General features: G+C 65.2%; 22 protein-coding genes. 10 read left to right on the top strand and 12 right to left on the bottom strand.

Going from position 1 to position 19,856, the window contains the following annotated elements; translation table 11 throughout:
- Window positions 1-5 precede the first annotated feature (5 nt).
- Window positions 6-536: a hypothetical protein gene (locus PMN64_RS29775; protein WP_028341027.1), complete on the top strand. Its 531-nt coding sequence runs from the start codon at window positions 6-8 to the stop codon at window positions 534-536.
- Here the strand turns inward: PMN64_RS29775 and PMN64_RS29770 are convergent.
- The 3 genes from PMN64_RS29770 to PMN64_RS29760 all read right to left on the bottom strand — a co-directional run bounded on the left by PMN64_RS29770 (window position 533) and on the right by PMN64_RS29760 (window position 3,799).
- Window positions 533-661: a hypothetical protein gene (locus tag PMN64_RS29770; RefSeq protein ID WP_256527872.1), complete on the bottom strand. Its 129-nt coding sequence runs from the start codon at window positions 659-661 to the stop codon at window positions 533-535. The two genes, PMN64_RS29775 and PMN64_RS29770, sit on opposite strands and share 4 nt — an antisense overlap.
- Window positions 662-733: 72 nt before the next feature.
- The gene (locus tag PMN64_RS29765; RefSeq protein ID WP_411783227.1) at window positions 734-2,134 is read right to left on the bottom strand and encodes an ammonium transporter; all 1,401 of its coding nucleotides are present in this window, start codon (window positions 2,132-2,134) and stop codon (window positions 734-736) included.
- Between the two features lie 432 nt (window positions 2,135-2,566).
- Window positions 2,567-3,799, bottom strand: a complete 1,233-nt coding sequence (locus PMN64_RS29760) for an MFS transporter (RefSeq protein ID WP_411783226.1) — start codon at window positions 3,797-3,799, stop codon at window positions 2,567-2,569.
- Window positions 3,800-3,932: 133 nt separating this feature from the next.
- Here PMN64_RS29760 and PMN64_RS29755 point away from each other — a divergent pair, with 133 nt between their 5' ends.
- Complete coding sequence (locus PMN64_RS29755; protein WP_411783225.1) at window positions 3,933-4,535, top strand: TetR/AcrR family transcriptional regulator; 603 nt, start codon at window positions 3,933-3,935, stop codon at window positions 4,533-4,535.
- A gap of 148 nt (window positions 4,536-4,683) precedes the next feature.
- Window positions 4,684-5,889 (top strand): serine hydrolase domain-containing protein, encoded by a 1,206-nt coding sequence (locus PMN64_RS29750; RefSeq protein WP_411783224.1) that lies wholly within the window; start codon window positions 4,684-4,686, stop codon window positions 5,887-5,889.
- Window positions 5,890-6,028: 139 nt separating this feature from the next.
- Here PMN64_RS29750 and PMN64_RS29745 read toward each other — a convergent pair whose 3' ends face one another.
- Window positions 6,029-7,402, bottom strand: a complete 1,374-nt coding sequence (locus PMN64_RS29745) for a PleD family two-component system response regulator (protein WP_028341032.1) — start codon at window positions 7,400-7,402, stop codon at window positions 6,029-6,031.
- Between the two features lie 15 nt (window positions 7,403-7,417).
- Entirely contained in the window at window positions 7,418-7,783 is a 366-nt protein-coding gene (locus PMN64_RS29740) for a response regulator (RefSeq protein ID WP_016845968.1), read from the bottom strand.
- Window positions 7,784-8,011: 228 nt separating this feature from the next.
- On the opposite strand from PMN64_RS29740, the gene PMN64_RS29735 reads away from it, so the two are divergent.
- Both PMN64_RS29735 and PMN64_RS29730 read left to right on the top strand, forming a co-directional pair.
- Entirely contained in the window at window positions 8,012-8,311 is a 300-nt protein-coding gene (locus PMN64_RS29735) for a DUF3572 domain-containing protein (protein WP_016845967.1), read from the top strand.
- A complete protein-coding gene (locus tag PMN64_RS29730) occupies window positions 8,290-9,606 on the top strand; it encodes a DNA polymerase IV (protein ID WP_411783223.1) in 1,317 nt (438 codons plus the stop codon). Before PMN64_RS29735 ends, PMN64_RS29730 begins: the two co-directional genes overlap by 22 nt.
- Before the next feature lie 163 nt (window positions 9,607-9,769).
- On the opposite strand, the gene PMN64_RS29725 is transcribed toward PMN64_RS29730, so the two are convergent.
- Together PMN64_RS29725 and PMN64_RS29720 are read right to left on the bottom strand one after the other, a co-directional pair.
- Window positions 9,770-10,171, bottom strand: coding sequence for a RidA family protein (locus PMN64_RS29725; RefSeq protein WP_411783222.1), 402 nt, complete (start codon window positions 10,169-10,171; stop codon window positions 9,770-9,772).
- Between the two features lie 255 nt (window positions 10,172-10,426).
- Complete coding sequence (locus PMN64_RS29720; protein WP_038385778.1) at window positions 10,427-11,293, bottom strand: cell envelope integrity EipB family protein; 867 nt, start codon at window positions 11,291-11,293, stop codon at window positions 10,427-10,429.
- Between the two features lie 265 nt (window positions 11,294-11,558).
- Between PMN64_RS29720 and PMN64_RS29715 the strand changes: the two genes are divergently transcribed.
- The 4 genes from PMN64_RS29715 (at window position 11,559) to PMN64_RS29700 (ending at window position 14,677) form a co-directional block, all read left to right on the top strand.
- Window positions 11,559-12,026 carry a RidA family protein gene (locus PMN64_RS29715; RefSeq protein WP_016845428.1) on the top strand — a complete coding sequence of 156 codons (468 nt, stop codon included), beginning with the start codon at window positions 11,559-11,561 and terminating at the stop codon, window positions 12,024-12,026.
- A gap of 3 nt (window positions 12,027-12,029) precedes the next feature.
- Complete coding sequence (locus PMN64_RS29710; RefSeq protein WP_411783221.1) at window positions 12,030-12,782, top strand: glycerophosphodiester phosphodiesterase; 753 nt, start codon at window positions 12,030-12,032, stop codon at window positions 12,780-12,782.
- Window positions 12,783-12,948: 166 nt separating this feature from the next.
- Window positions 12,949-14,199, top strand: a complete 1,251-nt coding sequence (locus PMN64_RS29705; protein WP_411783220.1) for a GNAT family N-acetyltransferase — start codon at window positions 12,949-12,951, stop codon at window positions 14,197-14,199.
- A gap of 52 nt (window positions 14,200-14,251) precedes the next feature.
- A complete protein-coding gene (locus PMN64_RS29700; protein WP_028343342.1) occupies window positions 14,252-14,677 on the top strand; it encodes an HIT family protein in 426 nt (141 codons plus the stop codon).
- A gap of 107 nt (window positions 14,678-14,784) precedes the next feature.
- On the opposite strand, the gene tsaA is transcribed toward PMN64_RS29700, so the two are convergent.
- The 5 genes from tsaA to PMN64_RS29675 form a co-directional block, all read right to left on the bottom strand.
- Window positions 14,785-15,276 (bottom strand): tRNA (N6-threonylcarbamoyladenosine(37)-N6)-methyltransferase TrmO, encoded by a 492-nt coding sequence (gene tsaA, locus PMN64_RS29695; protein ID WP_074128941.1) that lies wholly within the window; start codon window positions 15,274-15,276, stop codon window positions 14,785-14,787.
- A 3-nt stretch (window positions 15,277-15,279) separates the two neighbouring features.
- Window positions 15,280-16,260: a Bug family tripartite tricarboxylate transporter substrate binding protein gene (locus PMN64_RS29690; RefSeq protein ID WP_411783219.1), complete on the bottom strand. Its 981-nt coding sequence runs from the start codon at window positions 16,258-16,260 to the stop codon at window positions 15,280-15,282.
- Window positions 16,261-16,321: 61 nt separating this feature from the next.
- The gene (locus tag PMN64_RS29685; protein WP_411783218.1) at window positions 16,322-16,666 is read right to left on the bottom strand and encodes an AzlD domain-containing protein; all 345 of its coding nucleotides are present in this window, start codon (window positions 16,664-16,666) and stop codon (window positions 16,322-16,324) included.
- Window positions 16,663-17,415, bottom strand: a complete 753-nt coding sequence (locus PMN64_RS29680; protein WP_411783217.1) for an AzlC family ABC transporter permease — start codon at window positions 17,413-17,415, stop codon at window positions 16,663-16,665. The genes PMN64_RS29685 and PMN64_RS29680 overlap by 4 nt, the downstream gene beginning before the upstream one ends.
- A gap of 173 nt (window positions 17,416-17,588) precedes the next feature.
- Window positions 17,589-18,695, bottom strand: coding sequence for a lytic transglycosylase domain-containing protein (locus PMN64_RS29675; protein ID WP_411783216.1), 1,107 nt, complete (start codon window positions 18,693-18,695; stop codon window positions 17,589-17,591).
- Between the two features lie 92 nt (window positions 18,696-18,787).
- Between PMN64_RS29675 and PMN64_RS29670 the strand changes: the two genes are divergently transcribed.
- Window positions 18,788-19,723, top strand: coding sequence for a glycine/sarcosine/betaine reductase selenoprotein B family protein (locus PMN64_RS29670; protein ID WP_411783215.1), 936 nt, complete (start codon window positions 18,788-18,790; stop codon window positions 19,721-19,723).
- Window positions 19,724-19,856 lie beyond the last annotated feature (133 nt).

The raw sequence follows: 19,856 nt of genomic DNA, 5'->3' as shown, positions 1-19,856 counted from the left end.
CTCAGATGATCGCAACCTTGGACGAGGGAAACGTCGGCGGCTACTCGGTCGCTTACGGCCGCGAGGACATCTACTTTCCGGTCTATGTCACGGCAGCCCTCGCCGCGATCTTTCTGACCGCGACCTGGATCACGGGCGCGATCTATTGGCTGGCGCCGGCGGCGGCAGCGGGCGGCTTCACCTATTACAACATCCCCCTGCTGGAGGCCGGTCGTCCGACGATCGGGGCCAACCAGTACGGCATCTTCATCCAGGCCTTCGGGCTGATCCGCTGGCGCGCTATCACGCGCATCGACCTCGTCGAGATCGCCGAGCGCGCGATGACCGTTCACGAATTGCAGATCGCACTCAGCGGGCCGCTCGGCAGCGCGCTGGTGGCCGATTGGCGCAAGCGGCCGGCCTACCGGCTGCTGATGCGCCTGCCGTGGCGCATGGACCATCGTGGCGTGGTCCGCGTCAATCTGGAGCCATTCGACCGGACGCCCGACGAGATCCACCGGACGTTCCTCAGGATGTGGCGCTACTATCGGAGCTAACCTTTGAACGCCTCATCGCGCAGATGCGCGTCCGCGATCTCTGCATCCGGATTGTGTGTGATCGTCATGAACCAAATGAGGCTGAAGAACAGCGACCACGCTGTGTTCCAATAGAACCAGTTCATCGGATCACCCCGAACAGCTTAGATCCGCGCCAGCCGGCGAAGATCGCCGGCTGCGCGGAATGCCGCCAAAGTCTACTGCACGACCTCGCCGTGCAGTGCCAGATCCAACCCTTCGCGCTCGATGTCCCGCGTCACGCGAAGCCCGACGAAGAGATTGATCACGAACAGGATGATCAGGCTCACCACGGCATCATACACGAAAACCGTCGCGACGCCGATGCATTGATTGAGGAACTGCCCGGGATTTCCTTCCAGAACGCCTGCCGTTCCACCATACTGCTCGACCGCGAACACCCCGGTCAGCAGCGCCCCGACGATGCCGCCAAGGGCATGGACACCGAAGCAGTCCAGCGCATCGTCGTAGCTGAACATGCGCTTCAAGCCGGTGCATCCCCAGTAGCAGCAGACGCCGGCGGCGATGCCGATCGCGAAAGCGCCGACCGGCCCGACGAAACCGGAGGCCGGCGTGATCGCGACGAGGCCCGCCACGGCACCCGAACAGATTCCGACGACGGTCGGCTTGCCCTTCAACGCCCATTCCACCAGCATCCAGGTGAAGCCCGCCACCGCCGTGGCGATCTGGGTCACCAGCATGGCCATGCCCGCCTGCATTCCGGCCGTGACAGCGGAGCCGGCGTTGAACCCGAACCAGCCGACCCACAGCAGCGAGGCGCCAATGAAGGTCAGCACCATATTGTGCGCCGGCCCCGTCTCGACGCGCTTGCCTAGCATGATGGCGCACATCAGGCCGGCCACGCCGGCATTGATGTGCACAACGGTGCCGCCGGCGAAATCGAGAACTTTGACATACGCAGCGTCGTTACCCGCCGAGAAGATCCCGTCAGGGCCCCAGACCCAGTGCGCGATCGGCGCATAGACGAAGATCGCCCACAGCCCGATGAACCAGAGCATCGCCGAGAACTTCATCCGCTCGGCAAACGCGCCGGCAATCAGCGCCGGCGTGATGATGGCGAACGTCATCTGGAAGCAGATGTAAACGGACTCAGGAATGGTCGCGGCGAGTGGATTGGGATTGCCGATGCCCCCCTTGCCGATGTCGCTCAGGATGTCCTTGAGGAACATGCGATCCAGACCGCCGATGAACGGCGTGCCGGCACGAAACGCCAGGCTGTAGGTGAGGACGGCAAACAGGATCGTGACCAGGCAGGTGACGGCGAAGCTGGTCATCACGGTGTCGCCGACATTCTTCTTGCGCACCATGCCGCCATAGAACAGGCCGAGCCCCGGGACTGTCATCATCAGGACGAGCGCGACGGATGTGAGCATCCAGGCGGTGTCGCCGGAATTCGGCGTGCACTTCTCGAGGATCTTGCCGCCGCAGGCCGGCGGCGCCGCCGCCGCATCCTCAGCCAGCGCGAGCTCGCTGAACAGCAGGCAAAGAAACGCCACCCCCAGCAGGGCAACCACGATTCTCACGAGCTTCCGGCGCGTGTATGTCGCAGACTCCATCATCGTCCTCCCATCACAAGAAACGTTGGTGTTCGGAATGGGCGCAGCGCGTTCCGCACGTAAGCGCCGAAGTCGTCGCGACATTGGGCCGGACGCGAGGCACAAGGGCCCCCTGCTCGGCGGCGCGGCGAAGGCCGCGGTGCGCGGATGGCTGGAGAGTGACGGCGACTAGCCTCATCGCGGCCAGCCCTTCCCATGGGTCCCCAGGCCGGAAACCTCAGCGTCGGCTTGCGGCACGATTTCTAGCCAAATTCAATCAAGATTCGTGCCACCGACGCGTGCGGAGTAACAGTTTGAAGATGTTGTGATTTCAAACCGCGCAGGGAGCGGCTCGGCGCTCCATTGCACGTTCTCGCAGCAAGCGATCGATGGAAAAATAGGCAGAAATCGGCGACTGCCCTCGCATGGGGCAGTCGCCAGTTGCCCGGATCGGAACTAGGCGGCCTTCAGCAGCGGCGGTTGCGCCGGCCGGATCAGCGCGAAGGCGAGCTGGATGATGCCGCCGGCAAGGCCCAGCGCGACGCCGATGCGCCAGGCCATGGCGTAGGAGCCGAGCGAGTCATAGATCAGCCCTCCTCCGTAAGCGCCGAGGAAGCTGCCGACCTGGTGGCTCATGAAGGCAAGGCCCTGGATCATTGCCTGCCAGCGCAGCCCGAACATCTCGGCCACCGCGCCCGCGACCAGCGGACCGACGCCCATCCAGAGGAAGCCCATGATGGCGCCGAACAGCAACGTCGAGCCCGGCGTTGCCGGCAGCATGAAGTACCAGGCGAGCGCCAGCGAGCGCAGGATGTAGATCGCGCCGAGCAGCGCCAGCTTGTTCCAGCGCTGGCCGGCCCAGCCGAAGAACAGCGAGCCCAGCACGTTGAAGCCGCCGATCATGCCGAGCGTCTGCGCGCTCAGCATCGGATCGAGCCCGCAGATCGCGAGATACGACGGCAGATGCGTGGTGAGGAAGACGAGCTGCATGCCGCAAACCATGTAGGCACAGGTCATCACCACGAAGGCTGCGTTGCTGAACGCGGTCTTCGCCGCAGTCGCCGCGGTGGCGTTGCCGATATCGTCGGCCGCGGGCTTCGGCAGCGGGATCTTGTCGACGCGGCCGGCGTACAACGCAGCCGGAATCATGAAGACCGAGAGGATCACGAAGCCGGCAAGCCCGACGCGCCAGCCGAAGCCTTCATTGAGCATCTGGCCGATCGGCGCCGACAGCAGCGCGCCGAGCGAGCCCGCGGCGGACACCATGCCGAGCACGGTCGAGCGTACCGTCTCCGGCACCGCGCGCGCCGAGACCGACATTGCGATCGCATTCGCGGTGCAGGCGAGCGAAAGGCCGATCAGCACACCGGCGCCGATCATGATGGCAACGAGCCCATGCGCCGTCGTCATCAGCACGAGGCCCGCGATGTAGGCGAGCGCGCCGACCACCATGATCGGGCGAAAGCCGTAACGCACCGTCATCGCGCCGGCGACCGGCTGCAGAAAACCCCAGGCGAGGTTCTGCACCGCGAGCGCCAGCGTGAAGTGGGATATCGAGATGCCGATGTCGTGCGTGAGCGGCTGCATGAAGATGCCGAGGCTCTGCCGCAGCCCCATGCTCAGCGTGAGCATGATGGAGGCGCCGATCAGGATGGGAAGCGTGGGACGCAGGACCTGCAACAGGGGCATTGTTCTTGTTCTCCCATAACGGCACGGCACGCGTGCCATGGCCTGCGATTGATGCATGTTTTGGTTACACAGACCTGTGTACTTAGGCTATACAGGGGGCCGACTGTCAAGCGAAGAGGATCACGGCTGGCGCATGGCTTCCCCGCCTCCCAAACAGGCCATGAAAGAGCGGATCCTCGAGACCGCCGACAGACTGTTCTACCTGCAGGGCATTCGCGCCATCGGCGTCGACACCATCGCGGCCGAGATCGGCATCAGCAAGCGCACGCTCTACAACCACTTCCCGTCGAAGGACGCGCTGATCGAGGCCTATCTGCAGCGCCGCTTCGTGCAGCCCCGCCCCTCCGACAAGCCGCCGGCCGAGCAGATCCTTGCGACTTTCGATTCGCTGGAGCGACGGTTCTCGGCGAAGGATTTTCGCGGCTGCCCGTTCGTGAACGCGGTGGCCGAGCTCGGGCCGGAGGACGAGGAGCGCACCTTCAGGAACATCGCAATCGCCTTCAAGGAAAGCCGCCGGCTCTGGTTTCGAGATCTGCTCCGTCAGCTCGGCGTCGCCGACGCCGAGGGACTTGCGACCCAGCTCACGCTCCTGGTCGATGGATCGATCGCGCAGGATCTGGTGCGCGACGATCCGGCGATGGCGCGCGCGGCCAGAGAAGCCGCCCGCGTGTTGCTGGCCAATGCAGGCGTCAAGGTCGGCAGCCCCGCCCCCGCGGGCAAGAAACGCGCCGGATAAATCCGGTTGCGTGCGGAAGTCAGGTTTGGTTGGTTGCGCCGAACGCAGGCGACAGCATTCCCGACTGGATATTCCGTCCGGCGAGATTGACAGCGACCGCGCAAAGACCTGCTACACAGAAGATCTGCGGCACAACAGGGGAACGACCATGGAAGATCTGAAGGTGACGGCCGCCGGCTACGATTTCGCGCCGGCGCGCGCTGCCATGCAGCGCTATATCGACAACGATCTCCTGTCCGGCATCTCCTGGACGGTTCTGGTCGGGCGCGACATCGCTGACACGGGCTGCGTCGGATGGGCCGACAAGGAAGCGCAGATTCCGCTGCGCACCGATCACATCTTCCGCGTCTTCTCCAACACCAAGCTGATCACCTCCTGCGCGGCGCTGCTGCTGGTCGAGGAAGGCCGCTTGCGGCTCGACGATCCGATCGAGACCTTCATCCCGCAGCTCAGAAACCGGAAGGTGCTGCGGCCGGGTGCGACGTCGATCGACGACACCGAGCCGGCGCAGCGGTCGATCACCATTCGCCATCTGCTGAGCCACTCGGCCGGCCTCAGCTACGGCCTGTTCGATCCGGGCACCCCGATCTTCAAGGCCTACAACGAGCGCAAGATCCTCAATCCGATGACGACGCTCGCCGACATGGTCGACGGTCTGTCCGATCTGCCACTGGTGTTCCATCCCGGCTCGTCATGGGAATATTCCGTTGCCATCGACGTGGTCGCACGGCTGGTCGAGGTCGTGAGCGGCCAGCCGTTCGACAAGTTCATCAAGGCGCGCATCCTCGATCCGCTCGGCATGGTCGACACCGGCTTCCATGTTCCGGAGAAGGACCACAACCGGCTCGTCGCCTATTACGCCGGCGCCGATCTAATGGATCCGATGAAGCCCGGACTGACGCGCACCGACAACGCACCCTATCCCGGCGCCTATCTGCGCCCGGTGCCGCGCTTCAATGGCGGCGGCGGTCTCGTCTCGACACTGCATGACATGGTCGCGCTGATCCGCAGCCTGCTGCCCGGCGGGCCGACGCTGCTGAAGCCGGAGACGATCGCGCAGGCGATGACCAACCAGCTCACACCGGGTCAATGGATCCGCTTCGCGATGATGGGCGAACAGCCCGGCAAAACCTATGGTCTTACCGGCGGACTGATCCTCAACCCCTCCCCGATCGATCATCCCGACGCCGCCGGCGAGCTCTATTGGGGCGGTGTCGCAGGCACGCAGTGGTGGATTTCGCCCAAAACAGGCATTGCCGGCGTGATGATGGCGCAGCGCCAGATGGCGTTCGTCCATCCGTTCTCGTTCGAGTTCAAGCGGATGGCCTACGACGCGGTGAAGCACGGCCGCTAAGGGCACTTCGTAGCCCGGATGGAGCCAACGGGTCGCGCGAACGCGCGCCCGATGACAGGCTCCGCGAAATCCGGAAAGCTCGTGCAAGCGGCGCGATACCCCGGATTGCGCTTCGCTGCATCCGGGCTACGAGATCGCGCTACGCGGCGGCCGACACCACGCGGTTGCGGCCGTCGTGCTTGGCGCGATAGAGCGCGGTGTCGGCGCGCTTGAGCACATCGGTGACCAGCTCGCCCTTGCGCTCCAGCGTGGTGAGACCGATCGAGATCGTGACGGTGATCCGCTTGCCGCCCTTGTCGACTGTGAAGGGCTCGCCCGCGATCGAGCGGCGCAGCCGCTCAGCGACCATGCCGGCGACATGCAGATCGGTCTCGGGCATCACGATCACGAACTCCTCGCCGCCATAGCGGCAGGCGAGATCGATACCGCGGATCGACTTGCGGATACGGACGGCGAATTCGCGCAGCACGTCGTCGCCGGCATCGTGGCCGTAGGTGTCGTTGATCGCCTTGAAGTAGTCGATGTCGAGGATCATCAGCGCCAGCGGCTTGCCGCGGATCGAGGCCTGCTCCGCCAGCGTCGCGAGGTGGCTTTCCATGTAGCGCCGGTTGTTGAGACCGGTCAGCGCATCCGTGATCGCCATCTCGATCGAGTTCTGCACATTGTCGCGCAGATGATCGGTGTAGCGGCGGCGGCGGATCTGGGTGCGCGCACGCGCCAGCAGTTCGTTCTTGTCGACCGGACGCAGCAGATAGTCGTTGACGCCGATCTCGAGCCCGCGCATCAGCCGCGTGTTGTTGTCGGCATCCGAGATGGCGAGGATCGGGACCTGGCGCGTGCGCTCCAGCGAGCGGGCCTGGCTGCACAGCCGCAGGCCGTCGTAATTGTCGAGGCTGAGCGACACGATCAGCAAGTCGTAATTGCCCTCGGCGGCATGGAACAAGGCTTCCGACGGATTGATCTCGACGTCGACGGTGTGTTCGGCAGAGAGGATCGGCGCCAGCTTCTCGTAGGACGACGGCCGGTCGTCGACCAGAAGGATGCGGCCGCCGGTGCCCTTGTCGGCGATCGCGCTGCGCTCGGGCGCCTGCATGCCGATCTCGAGCGAGGTGATGGCGCGCATGCGCAGCTCATCGGTCATCATCTTCAACCGCGTCAGCGAGCGCACGCGCGCGATCAGCACGACGTCGGACACCGGCTTGGTCAGGAAGTCATCGGCGCCGGCTTCAAGGCCGCGCACGCGATCGGCCGGGCTGTCGAGCGCGGTGACGATGACGACGGGAATGAAATGGGTCGCCGGATTCGACTTCAGCCGGCGGCAGACCTCGAAGCCGTCCATATCAGGCATCATGACATCGAGCAGGATGATGTCGCATTCGGCGCGTGCGCAGATTTCCAGTGCCTCGCTCCCGTTGGAAGCGGTCAGCACATCGAAATATTCGGCTGACAGACGGGCTTCCAACAGCTTGACGTTCGCCGGAACGTCGTCGACCACGAGGATACGCGCGGACATTGCACCACAACTCCCCTATCCGATAAAGCGTCGGACAGTCTCAATAAATTTGCCGACCGAGATCGGCTTGGACAAATAGGCTTCGCAGCCGCCCTCCCGGATGCGTTCTTCGTCGCCCTTCATGGCGAAGGCGGTAACCGCGACCACCGGAATCGTGCGCAGATCGGGATCGTCCTTGATCCAGCGCGTGACCTCGAGACCTGAAACCTGGGGTAGCTGGATGTCCATCAGGATCAAGTCGGGGCGCAGCTTGCGGACGAGGTCAAGCGCTTCGAAGCCATTGCTGGTGCCCGAAGTCTGATAGCCGTGCGCTTCCAACAGATCGCGAAAGAGCTTCATGTTGAGCTCATTGTCCTCCACGATCAGGACGGTTTTGGCCATCCCGTCCCTCCCAAACCCAGGAGACGGGCCCGGCTGCGGTACCTCACGCACCGCGCTCGGGGCGCGTCGAAAATGTGAATTCAAACTAGCGCCAGAATCGCTCTAACCCGTTAACCCGAAGTCCAACTTCCGCAGCGTGGTTTCCGTTGCTTGAACACATGCGGAAGACTCGGGCATGATGGGCCTCTCAATAGAGACCATAAGTTAACGGAAAGGCAAACCGGCGCGTTGAAAAAGCCTGTTCACAACCCCCGGGAAGTTGCTGAAATCGTTGCGATTCAGGCGCTCGGCTTTATTGCCGGCGATCCCGAGCGGCTGGGCCTGTTCCTGGCCGAAACTGGAATCGGTCCAGAGACGCTGCGGAACGCCGCGTCCGATCCTCAATTTCTTGCGAGCGTGCTCGATTTCGTGATGCGCGACGACGCCACCGTGACGGCGTTTGCCAAGGCCTCGGAACTGCACCCGACCAACATCGCTGCCGCCCATCAGGCGCTGGGCGACCCGAAATGGGAGCGCGACGTGCCGTGACGACGGCAGCGGCAGCGTCCGACGGCCCCCTCAGTTTCTGCCGAGACTGCCTCGGCGATCTCGATATCAAGGTGAAGCGGTGCAGCCATTGCGGCTCGCCGCGGCTGGTGCGTCATCGCGCCCTGCCGGCGCTGGCGCTGGCGCATATCGACTGCGACGCGTTCTATGCCACCGTCGAGAAGCGCGACAATCCTGAGATCGCCGATCGCCCGGTCATCATCGGCGGCGGCAAGCGCGGCGTGGTGTCCGCCGCCTGTTACATCGCCCGCACCTACGGCGTCCGCTCGGCGATGCCGATGTTCAAGGCGCTGGAACTGTGCCCGGACGCGACCGTGATCCCGCCGGACATGGCGAAGTATGTCCGGGTCGGGCGCGAGGTGCGGCAGGCAATGCAGGCGCTGACGCCGCTGGTCGAGCCGCTGTCGATCGACGAAGCCTTCCTCGATCTCGCCGGCACGCAGCGCGTCCACGGCATGATCCCGGCCAAGGTGCTCGCCAAATTCGCCCGCGATGTCGAGCGCGACATCGGCATCACGGTGTCGGTCGGGCTGTCCTGCAACAAATTCCTCGCCAAGATCGCCTCAGATCTCGACAAGCCGAGGGGCTTCGCTGCGCTCGACCAGGACGAGGCGCGCGAGATGCTGGCGAGCAAGCCGGTCGGGTTCATCTACGGCGTTGGCCCTGCGACCCAGGAGAAGCTGGTGCAGCGCGGCTTCCGCATCATCGCCGACCTGCAGCGCGCCGACGAAAACGAATTGATGAAGCAGTTCGCGAGCGAAGGCCGCCGGCTGTGGCGGCTGGCGCGCGGCATCGACGACCGGAGCGTGGTGGCCGATCGCGGCGCCAAGACGATTTCGAGCGAGACCACGTTCGAGACCGATATCCGCGACTTCGCAACGCTGGAGAAACTGCTCTGGAAACTGTCCGAGAAAGTCTCGGCGCGGCTGAAGACCAGCGAGCTCTCGGGCTGCACCATCACGCTGAAGCTGAAGACCGCGGACTTCCGCCAGCGCACCCGCTCGCAATCGATCCAGACCCCGACCCAGCTTGCCGCCAAGATCTTTGCGGTGTCGCGCGAGATGCTCGCGAAGGAGATCGACGGCACCGCCTTCCGCCTGATGGGCACCGGCGTCAGCGCGCTGCGCCCGGGCGCACAGGCCAATGATTCCGACATGCTCGACCGCCGCTCGGCGCACGCCGAACGCGCGATGGACAATCTGCGCAAGAAGTTCGGCAATGCCGCCGTGATCAGGGGCATTGCCTATGAGGGGCCGCAGAAAAACGCGGAGGAGTAATTCATCGTTGACGTCATCCCCGCGCAAAGGCTTCGCCTTTATCGCTGGAGGCGCGAGCGGAGCGAGCCTCGAAGGATGACTGGAAAGACTCGGGCCGTCGCCCTTCGAGACGCGCGATGCGCGCTCCTCAGGGTGACGGTACTCAGCGTCACGATGCCCCCCTTCAATCGGCGACCGCCACCGCCTCGATCTCGATCAGCCATTCCGGCGCCGCGAGCGCGGTGACGCCGACCAGCGTAGAGGCCGGCGGCTCCATGCCCTCAAAGAACGCCGAGCGTGCCTTGCCGATGATGGGACGGAGCTCTGGCTTGTAGCCGACGACGAAGGTCGTGATCTTGACGATATTGGAATAGCTGGCCCCGGCGGCCTTCAGCGCCATGCCGAGGTTCTGCATCACCTGCGTCGTCTGCGCGGCGAGATCGCCGGCACCGACCACGCGGCCCTCCTCGTCGACGGAGACCTGTCCCGAAATGTAGATCGTGCGCGCGCCGGAGGCGACGACGACGTGGGAGTAAGCCGGATTGTGATGCAGGCCGCTGGGGCGAAGATGGTCGAGCTTGCTCATGATGTGCCTCCCTGACACGCGTGTTTAGGGAAGCGTACCCGCGTCGGCCGGTTCCGGCCAGAGCGGTCTCGCGGGGGGCCATAGTCTCGCTCTGCTGTCGTCCCGGCGAAAGCCGGGATCCATAACCACCGAAGGTGATTGTTGTGCGACGCTGGGGCCACAGCCCCTTCAACAACTTAACCCTGTGGTTATGGGTCCCGGGTCGCGCTCCGCTTGCCCGGGACGACGGCTGTGTATGCCGAGAGGATCAGCCCCTCACTTGCAGGGCTTGGAATCCCTGACGTCGAACTTGTCCAGCGCGCCCGAGATCACGAAATCGTTGTAATCCAGTACCAGCGCGCGAGAGACGCCGTTCTCGTAGAGTTCGAACGACATCGCGTAGACCGGCGTCTGCTCGCCGTCCTTCGCGCGCGCGTCGCTGTCGTAATAGCTCACCGTCACCGGCCAGCGCGTCATGGCCTTCATCGCATTGCTCGCCGTCGACGGATCGGGCGACGACGGCGCGCGGTCGCCCGCGATCGGCCGCCCGATCACGGTCAGCGTGTTGTAGATCTTCTCGCCGTTGTCGGAGCCGTCATAGACGGTCTGCTCGAGCACCGATTTGCCGTCGCGGGCGGCAGCGATGATGTGCTGGATCTGCTCGGTCGGGAACACGATCTTGCCGTCGATATTGAACGTCTTCTTCACCGGCTGGGTCAGCTTCACGGTGATATGATCGCCGACCCGCTCGGCGATACCGTCGACCGGCGACGATTCGCTGTCGTTCATCCGTGTGTCGATCTTGAAGCGGTAGCTTTTGCCCGACGCGTCCTCCCAGGACGTGGAGCGAAGATCGGACAGCGTCACCTTGCCCTCGCCGCTGTCGAGCTCGGACACCTGGCGGAATTCGGAGGTATAGCCTTCGCAGGAGTTGCCGGAGAAATTGTAGAGGATGCGCCCGCGCGCATCGCTGACCGAGTTGGAGCCGCGCGACTTCACCAGGCTGAGGTCGTAGAGCGCCTGATGCGCGAGGAACGGCCCGCTTGCCGCAGCGACCGCGGACCCCTGAACCAGGCCGGATCCTGCGGCAACGGCGATCGCAAACACCAGGGCACGCGACGGAGTCCGGAACGGCAGGGTCATGTGGTTTCCTCAAGGAGGCAGGGATTCGCCACAATAGTGACGGTGGTATTGCGCCGCAACTGGGGCAAGTCTGACAAAATGGCAATGTACGCAGCGAAAATGCCGTCATTTTCGACAGCTTTCCGTGCGATGCGGCACGTCATAGCCGCGTTGTCCTCACCTTACCGTCGCTTGCAACCGGCGGCATGATGCGCGAAACAATCGAAACAAACTTGGCCCTGACCGCGTTTCAGGCTTCGTGCAATCCAATTTGGGGGACCAAAAAATGGCGGGTACCGTCGAACAAAAACTGGCGTCACAGGGCATCACACTTCCCGAGCCGACCTCCCCGGTCGCAAACTATGTCCCCTTCGTCCGCAGCGGAAACCTGCTGTTCGTGTCCGGCCAGGTCTGCTTCAACGCCGAAGGCAAGCTGATCGCCAAGGGCAAGCTCGGCGCCGGCGTCACGCTCGAACAGGGCGCCGCCGCCGCGCGCGGCTGCGCAATCAACCTGCTGGCCCAGATCAAGGCCGCGCTCGGCGACCTCGACAAGGTGGTGCGCGTGGTGCGGCTCGGCGGCTTCATCAATTCGGCGCCCGACTTCTTTGACGGGCCAAAGGTGCTGAACGGCGCTTCCGACCTGATGGTCGAAGCATTCGGCGACAAGGGCCGCCATGCCCGCACCACCGTCGGCGTCGCCTCGCTGCCCGCGGACGCTGCGGTCGAAGTCGAAGGCGTGTTCGAAGTCGCCTGATCGATGCGCGCTCCTGATTGGCTGACGAAACGGCCGGTCGCCCATCGCGGCCTGCATGATGCCGCGCGCGGCATCATCGAGAACATGCCGGCCGCGGCCACCGCCGCGGTCGCCGGCAACTTCGCCATCGAGTGCGATATCCAGCTCACCGCCGACGGCGAGGCCATGGTGCATCACGACGATGCGCTCGGCCGCCTCAATGATGGTTCGGGCCTGTTGGCGACCAAGACGGCGGCCGAGCTGAAGGCCGTCAAGTTCAAGGACACCGCCGAGCAGATGACGACGCTCGGCGATCTCTGCGCGCTGGTCGCCGGCCGCGTGCCGCTGGTGGTCGAGGTGAAGAGCCATTTCGACGGCGACCGCAGACTGGTGCGGCGGATGGCCGAGGTGCTGGCGTCCTATTCCGGCCCGGTGGTCGGCATGTCGTTCGACCCGGACCAGGTGCTGGCGCTGCGCGAGATCATGCCGAACCTGCCGCGCGGCATCACCGCCCAGCGCACCTATGACGACGGCCATTGGGACAAGCTGACGCCGGCGCAACGCGACAGCATGCTGTACCTGCGGCACGGCTTTACGACCGAGCCGCATTTCGTCGCCTATTGGGTCAACCAGCTGCCGGCGCCGGAGCCGTGGATCGCTCGCAACGTGTTCGGCTGTCCGCTGCTGGCCTGGACCGTGCGGACGGTGGAACAGCGTGAACGCGCGGCGCGCTACGCCGACCAGATGATTTTCGAGGGGTTTGTGCCGGGAACCTGACATGTCCGAGACATGCCCCCTGCAGTCTTGAACTCATCGCTGCGACGCACGATGTTGGCGAAGGTTGGTCGTCATCGGCGATGGCGGAATGCGGGGCATGATCCGGAAGTGGAGCCAGCTGTTCCGGAAAGATCATGCTCAAACGAGGCACCGGTCTTCATTCTCGATGGCGTCTTCTGAAATCACCCTAGAGGCTGTAGCTGACATCGGCGGCATTCCGACCGCCGAATGGGACGCCTGCGCCAATCCCAAGGCGAACGCGGACAGCATCCATAACCTCGACACGCTGGCCTCGCCCGGTTCCGCAAACGATTGCCAGACCGCCGCAAGTTCGAGCTATAACCCGTTCGTTTCCCACGCCTTTTTCGCCGCCGCCGAAGCCTCCAATTCGGCCTGCCCGCGGACCGGCTGGGGCCCGCGGCATCTGATCGCCAAACTCGACGGCCGGATCGTCGGCGTCGTGCCCTGCTATCTGAAATCGCACTCGCAGGGCGAATACGTGTTCGATCGCGGCTGGGCCGAGGCCTATCACCGCGCCGGCGGCAGCTATTACCCGAAGCTGCAGGTGTCCGTCCCCTTCACGCCCGCGACCGGGCCGCGGCTGTTGATCCGCGACGGCGTCGACCGCGAGGTGATCGGCTCGGCGCTGGCGCGCGGCCTGCGGGCACTCTGCAACGCCACCGAGGCCTCCTCCGTGCATGTGACGTTCGCCCGCGAGGACGAGGCCAGGTTCCTCGGCGCCCACGGTTTCCTGCAGCGGACCGACCAGCAGTTCCACTGGCACAATGAGGGCTACAAGACCTTCGACGACTTTCTCGGCTCGCTGAACTCGCGCCACCGCAAGGGCATCAAGCGCGAGCGCCGCGAGGCGGTCGCCGCCGGGATCACCATCCACTGGCTGACCGGCTCGGACATCACCGAGGACGCCTGGGATGCGTTCTTCGAGTTCTACATGGAGACCGGCTCGCGCAAATGGGGCCGGCCGTATCTGACTCGAGAATTCTTCTCGCTGATCGGCGAGACCATGAGCCGCGACGTGCTGCTGGTGATGGCCAAGCGCAACGGACGCTGGATCGCGGGCGCCATCAATTTTATCGGCTCGGACACGCTGTTCGGCCGCAACTGGGGCGCGATCGAGCACCACCCGTTCCTGCACTTCGAGGTCTGCTACTACCAGGCGATCGACTTCGCGGTTCAACGCGGGCTCAAGGTGGTCGAGGCGGGCGCGCAGGGCGAGCACAAGCTGGCGCGCGGCTACCTGCCGCAGACCACCTATTCGGCGCATTTCATCGCCGATCCCGGACTGCGCAGGGCGATCGCCGATTACCTCAAGCGCGAGCGCGATTATGTCGCCGAGGTCGGCCGTGAGCTCGCCGAGGCCGGCCCGTTCCGCAAGACGGTCGACGACGACGCTTGACGTCTCCGCCGCCACCTAGGCAATAAAGCAGCATCATCGAGGAGCCGCCGCCATGCCCGCCGCCTACGACAGCAACAACATTTTCGCAAAGATCCTGCGCGGCGAGCTGCCCTGCTACAAGGTCTATGAAGACGAGCACGTGTTCGCCTTCCTCGACATCATGCCGCGCTCGCCGGGGCATACGCTCGTCATTCCGAAGGCCCCTGCCCGCAACATCCTCGACATCAAGCCCGACGACTACGCGCACGTCGCGCGCGCCTCGCACAAGATCGCCGCCGCCGCGATGAAGGCGTTCGAAGCCGACGGCATCACGGTGCAGCAATTCAACGAGCCCGCCGGTGGCCAGGTCGTGTTCCATCTGCACATGCACGTCATGCCACGCAAGGACGGCGTCGCGCTGCTGCCGCCTGCGAGCCACAAGGAAGATGCCAAGGTGCTGGAGGCAAGCGCGGCAAAGCTGAGCGCGGCGTTGAAGTAGCGGCCTTTCCTCGTCATTGCGAGCGAAGCGAAGCAATCCATAGTCCAGCATGCGCAGAGCGCTGGATTGCTTCGTCGCTCCGCTCCTCGCAATGACGGCGGAGAATCCTACTCCGTCTCGAAGTCTCCCGCCTGCGGCGGAGCCAGCGGGGTGAACTCGCAGCGGTCAGGCTTGACGTCGATCAGCGGCGTCTCGTCGAGGCAGTCGAGGCCGCGCACCAGGATGACGTTGCCCTCGACACCGACCAGCTTGACGATCGAGGTGCCGATCGGGTTGGGGCGCACCGGCGAGCGCAGCGAGAAGGTGCCGCGGGTATTGCCGTTGTTCTTCGGGCTTTGCAGCACGATGTCGCGGCGCGACTGGTGCAGCCAGTACAGCACCTCGAGATTTGAATAGAAATCGACGCCCTTGATCGCGGCGACCCAGGGCTCGAAAATCTCGAGCCGGCACACCGGGCCGTCGTGCCGCCCCTGCCGCGGCGTCGCCAGCCGCGAGGTCCAGGGCGTACGGATGCGGCCGATGAAGACCAGCCCCGCATCGCGCGCCGTCGGCATGTCGACGGCGACCTCGCCCTGGCGCAGTTCCATTTCACGTACCATGTGTCAATCCAGCGATATGTTCAGCGCCTTGACCACGCCCGCCCATCGCGCGCGATCGGTATTCACGAACTTGTCGATCTCGGCCTGGCTCTTCGCATGCAGCGGCGGGAAGCCGATCTTGAGCAGCGAAGCGCGGAACGCTTCGTCGTTCAAGGCCCGGTCGAGGCTCGCCTTGATCTTGTCGGCGACGTCATCAGGCACTTTCGACGGCGCTGCGATACCATACCAGACGCTGACCGCATAATCGGGATAGCCGTTCTCGGCGATCGTCGGCAGATCGGGCAAATCGGGGATGCGCTCCGTCGAGCTGACGCCGAGCGGCCGCAGCATGCCTGACTTGACCGGCGGCAGCGCGGTGCCGAGCGTGTCGAACATCAGCTGGATGTTGCCGGACAAGAGGTCGGTCAGTGCGGGCCCGGCGCCCTTGTAGGGCACGTGGGTCATCTCGACGCCGGCCATCTGCTTGAACATCTCGCCGGCGAGATGAACCGTGCCGCCGGTGCCGGCCGATCCGAAATTGAGTTTTCCGGGATTCTTCTTCGCGTAGGCGACGAACTCCGCGATCGTCCTGGCCGGCACCGAGGGATGCACCTCCATGATCATCGGCGCATCCGTGACCACCGACAGCAGGCGAAAATCCCTGACCGGATCGTAGGGCAGCTTCTTGTAGAGCAGCGGATTGAGCACGAAGATCGAGGCCGCTGTCACGAACAGCGTGTAGCCGTCGGGATCGGAGCGCGCCACGGCCTCGGCGCCGATCGCGCCCTGCGCGCCGGCCTTGTTCTCGACCACGACCACCTGTTTGAGATCGCGCCCGAGATATTCGCCGACGATGCGGCCGAGCACGTCGGTCGGCCCGCCCGCGGCATAGGGCACCACGAGCTTGATCGGACGCGTCGGATAATCCGCGGCACGCGCCGGCAGCGTCGCCGCCAGCAACGCCGTCAGAGCAACAATGAATAGCGATGATGCGCGCCGCTGCATGCCGTTTCCCCGTTGTCTTGTTCTTGGGGAGCGAGAGTAGCGGATAATGCGGACGCCGCAATCAGCCGAGCCAGTATTTGCCTGCGATCATGACGACTTCGCCTGCGATCACGCCGGCGAAGATCGATTTCCTCGCCAGCATGAACACGACAAAGCCCGCGGCGACGGCGCCATAACGCAGCCAATCCGGCACACTGGCGAGCGCGCCCGGCGGCTGCACCACGATCTGCGCGATGATACCGGCGAGGATCGCGGTGGCGACCGCCCTCACCCAGACCAGGAGCTCGGAATTCTCGTCGATGCCGCCGCCGAACCACAGGCCGAGCATGCGCCAGATCTGGTTGGGGATGACGCCCGCGATGAACAGGATTGCGAGCGCGTGCCATTCGCCGATGAAGGTACTCATGCGCGCGCCCCGACGATGCCTGCCCTCGCCCGGTGCACGGCATAGGCGATGGTGCCCGCGACGACCCCGCTGAACAGGATGTCGACGCCGCTGTTCAGCATCGCCGCCAGCGGGAACAGCAATAGGCCAAGCACCAGCGCGATGACATCGGCGAGCTCGCGGCAATTGTGCGCCGTGGAGAACAGGAAGGCGAGCGGCGTCAGCATCAGCATTCCGGCGGCGAACAGCGGCGTGAGGTTGGCCGCGAGCATGTACCCGATCGTGTTCGCAATCAGGCAGACCGTGACCAGCCCGCAGCCGAGCCCGTGGATGAAGGCGATCCGCCGGTTGCGCGGCACCTGCGGCAGGAAGCGGAAGCACTCGACCCACAGCGTGACGGCGGTGAGATGCGCCACCAGGATCAGATGCCGCCGCTTGGTCTGTTCGGTGCGCATCATCGGTAACACCGAGACCACCATCGGGAACAGGCGGATCGCGCTGACGGTGACCGCGATTGCCGATTGCAGCACGGTGGCGCCGGAGCCGAGCGTCGTGATCACGATGATCTGCGCAGGACCGGCCCAGACAAACGCCGTGCTTGCCAGGGTCCAGCCCAGCGAGAAGCCGGAATCATGCGCCAGCGCGCCGATGCCGAGATAGGTCGCAAACAGCACCAGGGTCAGCACGGTCGCGCCAATCGACCGTGCGCCCCACAGGAAGGCGCGGAACGAGGTGTGCCATTGCGGAGAATCGAGCGGAGGAAGCGCCACGGGGAACCGGCTGGTTTTGCAATCGCGGCGGATTAGGGCGCGGACAACGCAGGGTCAAGCAAGAGACGGCGCACGGCGGGTATGCAGTAGCCCGGATGGAGCGCAGCGTAATCCGGGGATCGCGCCCGACGCCAACGTCCCGGATTTCGCTTCGCTTCATCCGGGCTACGCAATCACGCCCTGTTCTTCAGCACAAAGCACGCCCCGCCCGCCTTGCGGATACGGCTGCACAGGCCGTCGGCTTCGGGGCGCGTGTCGGCGCCGATGCGCACTTGGTAGAAGGTCGCGCTGCCGCGGGTGCGAAGCCGTGAGCTCAGCAAACTCGGATCCTGATCGCCGATCACGTTGGCAAGGCGCTTGATGGCGCGGGCATACATCGCCAGCGCCTTGTCGCGGCTGAAGCCGGCGGCAAGCTGCACGCCCCAGACCTTGGCCGCCGACAGCGTGATGTGCTGCTCGAGCCCTGCGACGAACGGGTTAGGCGCGCGCTTCAGCAGCGCCATCAGCTCGCGGCAGCTCGTGGTCGGCGCGCGCTGCGGCATCTTGCCGTTGCGCCCGGCGGCGGCCCAGTCGTCGACGCTGGAGCCGGTGATCGCCGAGACGTAGTTGCGCGTCTCCTGCGGCATGTAGCCGGAGCCGGCGAGCCAGTCCTGGATCCGGCGCGGGCCGGCATTGTAGGCCGCGGCCGCGAGGCCGAGATTGCCGAACTGGTTGCGCAGCTCGCTGAGGAATTCGGCCGACTTCGGCAGCGCCTGCACCGGATTGAACGGATCGAGCAGCCCGCGCTCATTCGCCGTGCCCGGCATGAACTGCGCGATGCCTTGCGCGCGCTGGCCGTTGCGGGTCATGGGACCAACCGCATCGGCCTGGAAGCGGCTCTCCTGCCAGATCACGCGCGCGAAGAATTCGAGCGGCAGATCGTTGGCCCGCGCCGCCGACTCGATCATCAGGCACATCGCCTCGCGGGTGTCGCTCTCGCGCGCATCGTCCGCGGGCTTGTCGGTCGCTGCGGCGGGCTTCTCGGCAGGCGTCGCGGGGGTATCCGCCGGGGGCGCGGCAGGTTTCTCGGCCGACGGTGCCGCCTGCTCTCCCGGCGCTGGCGCAGGCGGCTCCGCCGGCGCGGCCGCGGGCTTCTCAGCCGGCTGGTCAGCGGGCGGCGCTGCCGGCTGCTCGGCGCCCGGCGGCACCGGGGCTGCGGCGGGTGCGTCCTCCGCGCCGACCCGGGCCGGCGGCACCAGCAGCACAAGCATGACCAATGCGGCGCAACGACCTGTTCGCATGGCAAATCTGTTCCCGCGCGCGCGCGGCTTGACACCGCAAGCTCGTGGTCTAGCTATGGACTGAAATGATGGCGCGCAAAAGGGAGCGCAAAATGGCCGCAGCATCCGACGATCAACTCGGCTTTGCCCCCGACGACGACGCCCCGATCGGCTATATGAAGCGGACCCGCGATTATTACGCGGCGATCGGCTACACCACCCCCTACCACTGGGCGCATTACACCTCCGCCCCGTTCCAGCCCCTGAAGAAGCCGCTGAACCAGTCCCGCGTCGCCATCATCACGACGGCAGCGCCGTTCGATCCCGCCAGGGGCGACCAGGGTCCCGGCGCGAAATACAATGGCGGGGCCAAGTTCTATGCGGTCTATGACGGCGACACGTCAGAGCAGCACGATCTGCGGATTTCGCACATCGCCTATGACCGCACCCACACCACGGCGACCGACAGCGGCACCTGGTTCCCGCTGGCACAGCTCAAGCGGCTCGCCGCGGCCGGCACGATCGGCGAAGTCGCCCCGCGTTTCTTTGGCGCCCCGACCAACCGCAGCCATCGCGTCACCATTGAGACCGACGCGCCCGAAATCCTCAAACGCTGCCGTGACGACAATGTCGACGCCGCGGTGCTGGTGCCGAATTGCCCGGTCTGCCACCAGACCGTCAGCCTGACGGCGCGGCACCTCGAGGCCAACGGCATCTCCACGGTCGTGATAGGCTGCGCCAAGGATATCGTCGAGCACGCCGCGGTGCCGCGCTTCCTGTTCTCCGACCTCCCGCTCGGCAATTCCGCCGGCAAGCCGCAGGACGTCGCCTCGCAGGCGTTCACGCTGGAGCTGGCGCTGCGCGTGCTCGAGTCCGCGCCCGGCCCGCAGACCACGGTGCAGTCGCCGCTGCGCTGGAGCGAGGACGCTGCCTGGAAGCGCGACTACAGCAACGCCGATGCGCTGAGCGCCGAGGAGCTGGCCCGCCTGCGCCGCGAGTTCGACGCGCAGAAGGAAGTTGCCAAGGGGCTGCGCGAGCGCGTCGCGTAAGGCTCGGCGTTAGACACGATCGCTTGGCCAACTCACGGTGTCATCGCCCGGCTTGATGTTTAGTCCGGAGACATGGCTGACACCTGTTCGGACACATCACTGACAGGTTGGCGGTTGGTCAAGTCGATTGATG

The sequence above is a fragment of the Bradyrhizobium sp. UFLA01-814 genome, assembly GCF_046718885.1.
Lineage (GTDB): Bacteria > Pseudomonadota > Alphaproteobacteria > Rhizobiales > Xanthobacteraceae > Bradyrhizobium > Bradyrhizobium elkanii.
Note: the sequence above shows the minus strand (reverse complement) of the source record. Positions and strands in the feature narration are given on the sequence as shown.

Coding starts and splice junctions, on each gene's coding strand:
- PMN64_RS29775 (WP_028341027.1), top strand. CDS start 6: ATGATCGCAACCTTGGACGAGGGAAACGTCGGCGGCTACTCGGTCGCT.
- PMN64_RS29770 (WP_256527872.1), bottom strand. CDS start 661: ATGAACTGGTTCTATTGGAACACAGCGTGGTCGCTGTTCTTCAGCCTC.
- PMN64_RS29765 (WP_411783227.1), bottom strand. CDS start 2,134: ATGATGGAGTCTGCGACATACACGCGCCGGAAGCTCGTGAGAATCGTG.
- PMN64_RS29760 (WP_411783226.1), bottom strand. CDS start 3,799: ATGCCCCTGTTGCAGGTCCTGCGTCCCACGCTTCCCATCCTGATCGGC.
- PMN64_RS29755 (WP_411783225.1), top strand. CDS start 3,933: ATGGCTTCCCCGCCTCCCAAACAGGCCATGAAAGAGCGGATCCTCGAG.
- PMN64_RS29750 (WP_411783224.1), top strand. CDS start 4,684: ATGGAAGATCTGAAGGTGACGGCCGCCGGCTACGATTTCGCGCCGGCG.
- PMN64_RS29745 (WP_028341032.1), bottom strand. CDS start 7,402: ATGTCCGCGCGTATCCTCGTGGTCGACGACGTTCCGGCGAACGTCAAG.
- PMN64_RS29740 (WP_016845968.1), bottom strand. CDS start 7,783: ATGGCCAAAACCGTCCTGATCGTGGAGGACAATGAGCTCAACATGAAG.
- PMN64_RS29730 (WP_411783223.1), top strand. CDS start 8,290: ATGGGAGCGCGACGTGCCGTGACGACGGCAGCGGCAGCGTCCGACGGC.
- PMN64_RS29725 (WP_411783222.1), bottom strand. CDS start 10,171: ATGAGCAAGCTCGACCATCTTCGCCCCAGCGGCCTGCATCACAATCCG.
- PMN64_RS29720 (WP_038385778.1), bottom strand. CDS start 11,293: ATGACCCTGCCGTTCCGGACTCCGTCGCGTGCCCTGGTGTTTGCGATC.
- PMN64_RS29715 (WP_016845428.1), top strand. CDS start 11,559: ATGGCGGGTACCGTCGAACAAAAACTGGCGTCACAGGGCATCACACTT.
- PMN64_RS29710 (WP_411783221.1), top strand. CDS start 12,030: ATGCGCGCTCCTGATTGGCTGACGAAACGGCCGGTCGCCCATCGCGGC.
- PMN64_RS29705 (WP_411783220.1), top strand. CDS start 12,949: ATGGCGTCTTCTGAAATCACCCTAGAGGCTGTAGCTGACATCGGCGGC.
- PMN64_RS29700 (WP_028343342.1), top strand. CDS start 14,252: ATGCCCGCCGCCTACGACAGCAACAACATTTTCGCAAAGATCCTGCGC.
- tsaA (WP_074128941.1), bottom strand. CDS start 15,276: ATGGTACGTGAAATGGAACTGCGCCAGGGCGAGGTCGCCGTCGACATG.
- PMN64_RS29690 (WP_411783219.1), bottom strand. CDS start 16,260: ATGCAGCGGCGCGCATCATCGCTATTCATTGTTGCTCTGACGGCGTTG.
- PMN64_RS29685 (WP_411783218.1), bottom strand. CDS start 16,666: ATGAGTACCTTCATCGGCGAATGGCACGCGCTCGCAATCCTGTTCATC.
- PMN64_RS29675 (WP_411783216.1), bottom strand. CDS start 18,695: ATGCGAACAGGTCGTTGCGCCGCATTGGTCATGCTTGTGCTGCTGGTG.
- PMN64_RS29670 (WP_411783215.1), top strand. CDS start 18,788: ATGGCCGCAGCATCCGACGATCAACTCGGCTTTGCCCCCGACGACGAC.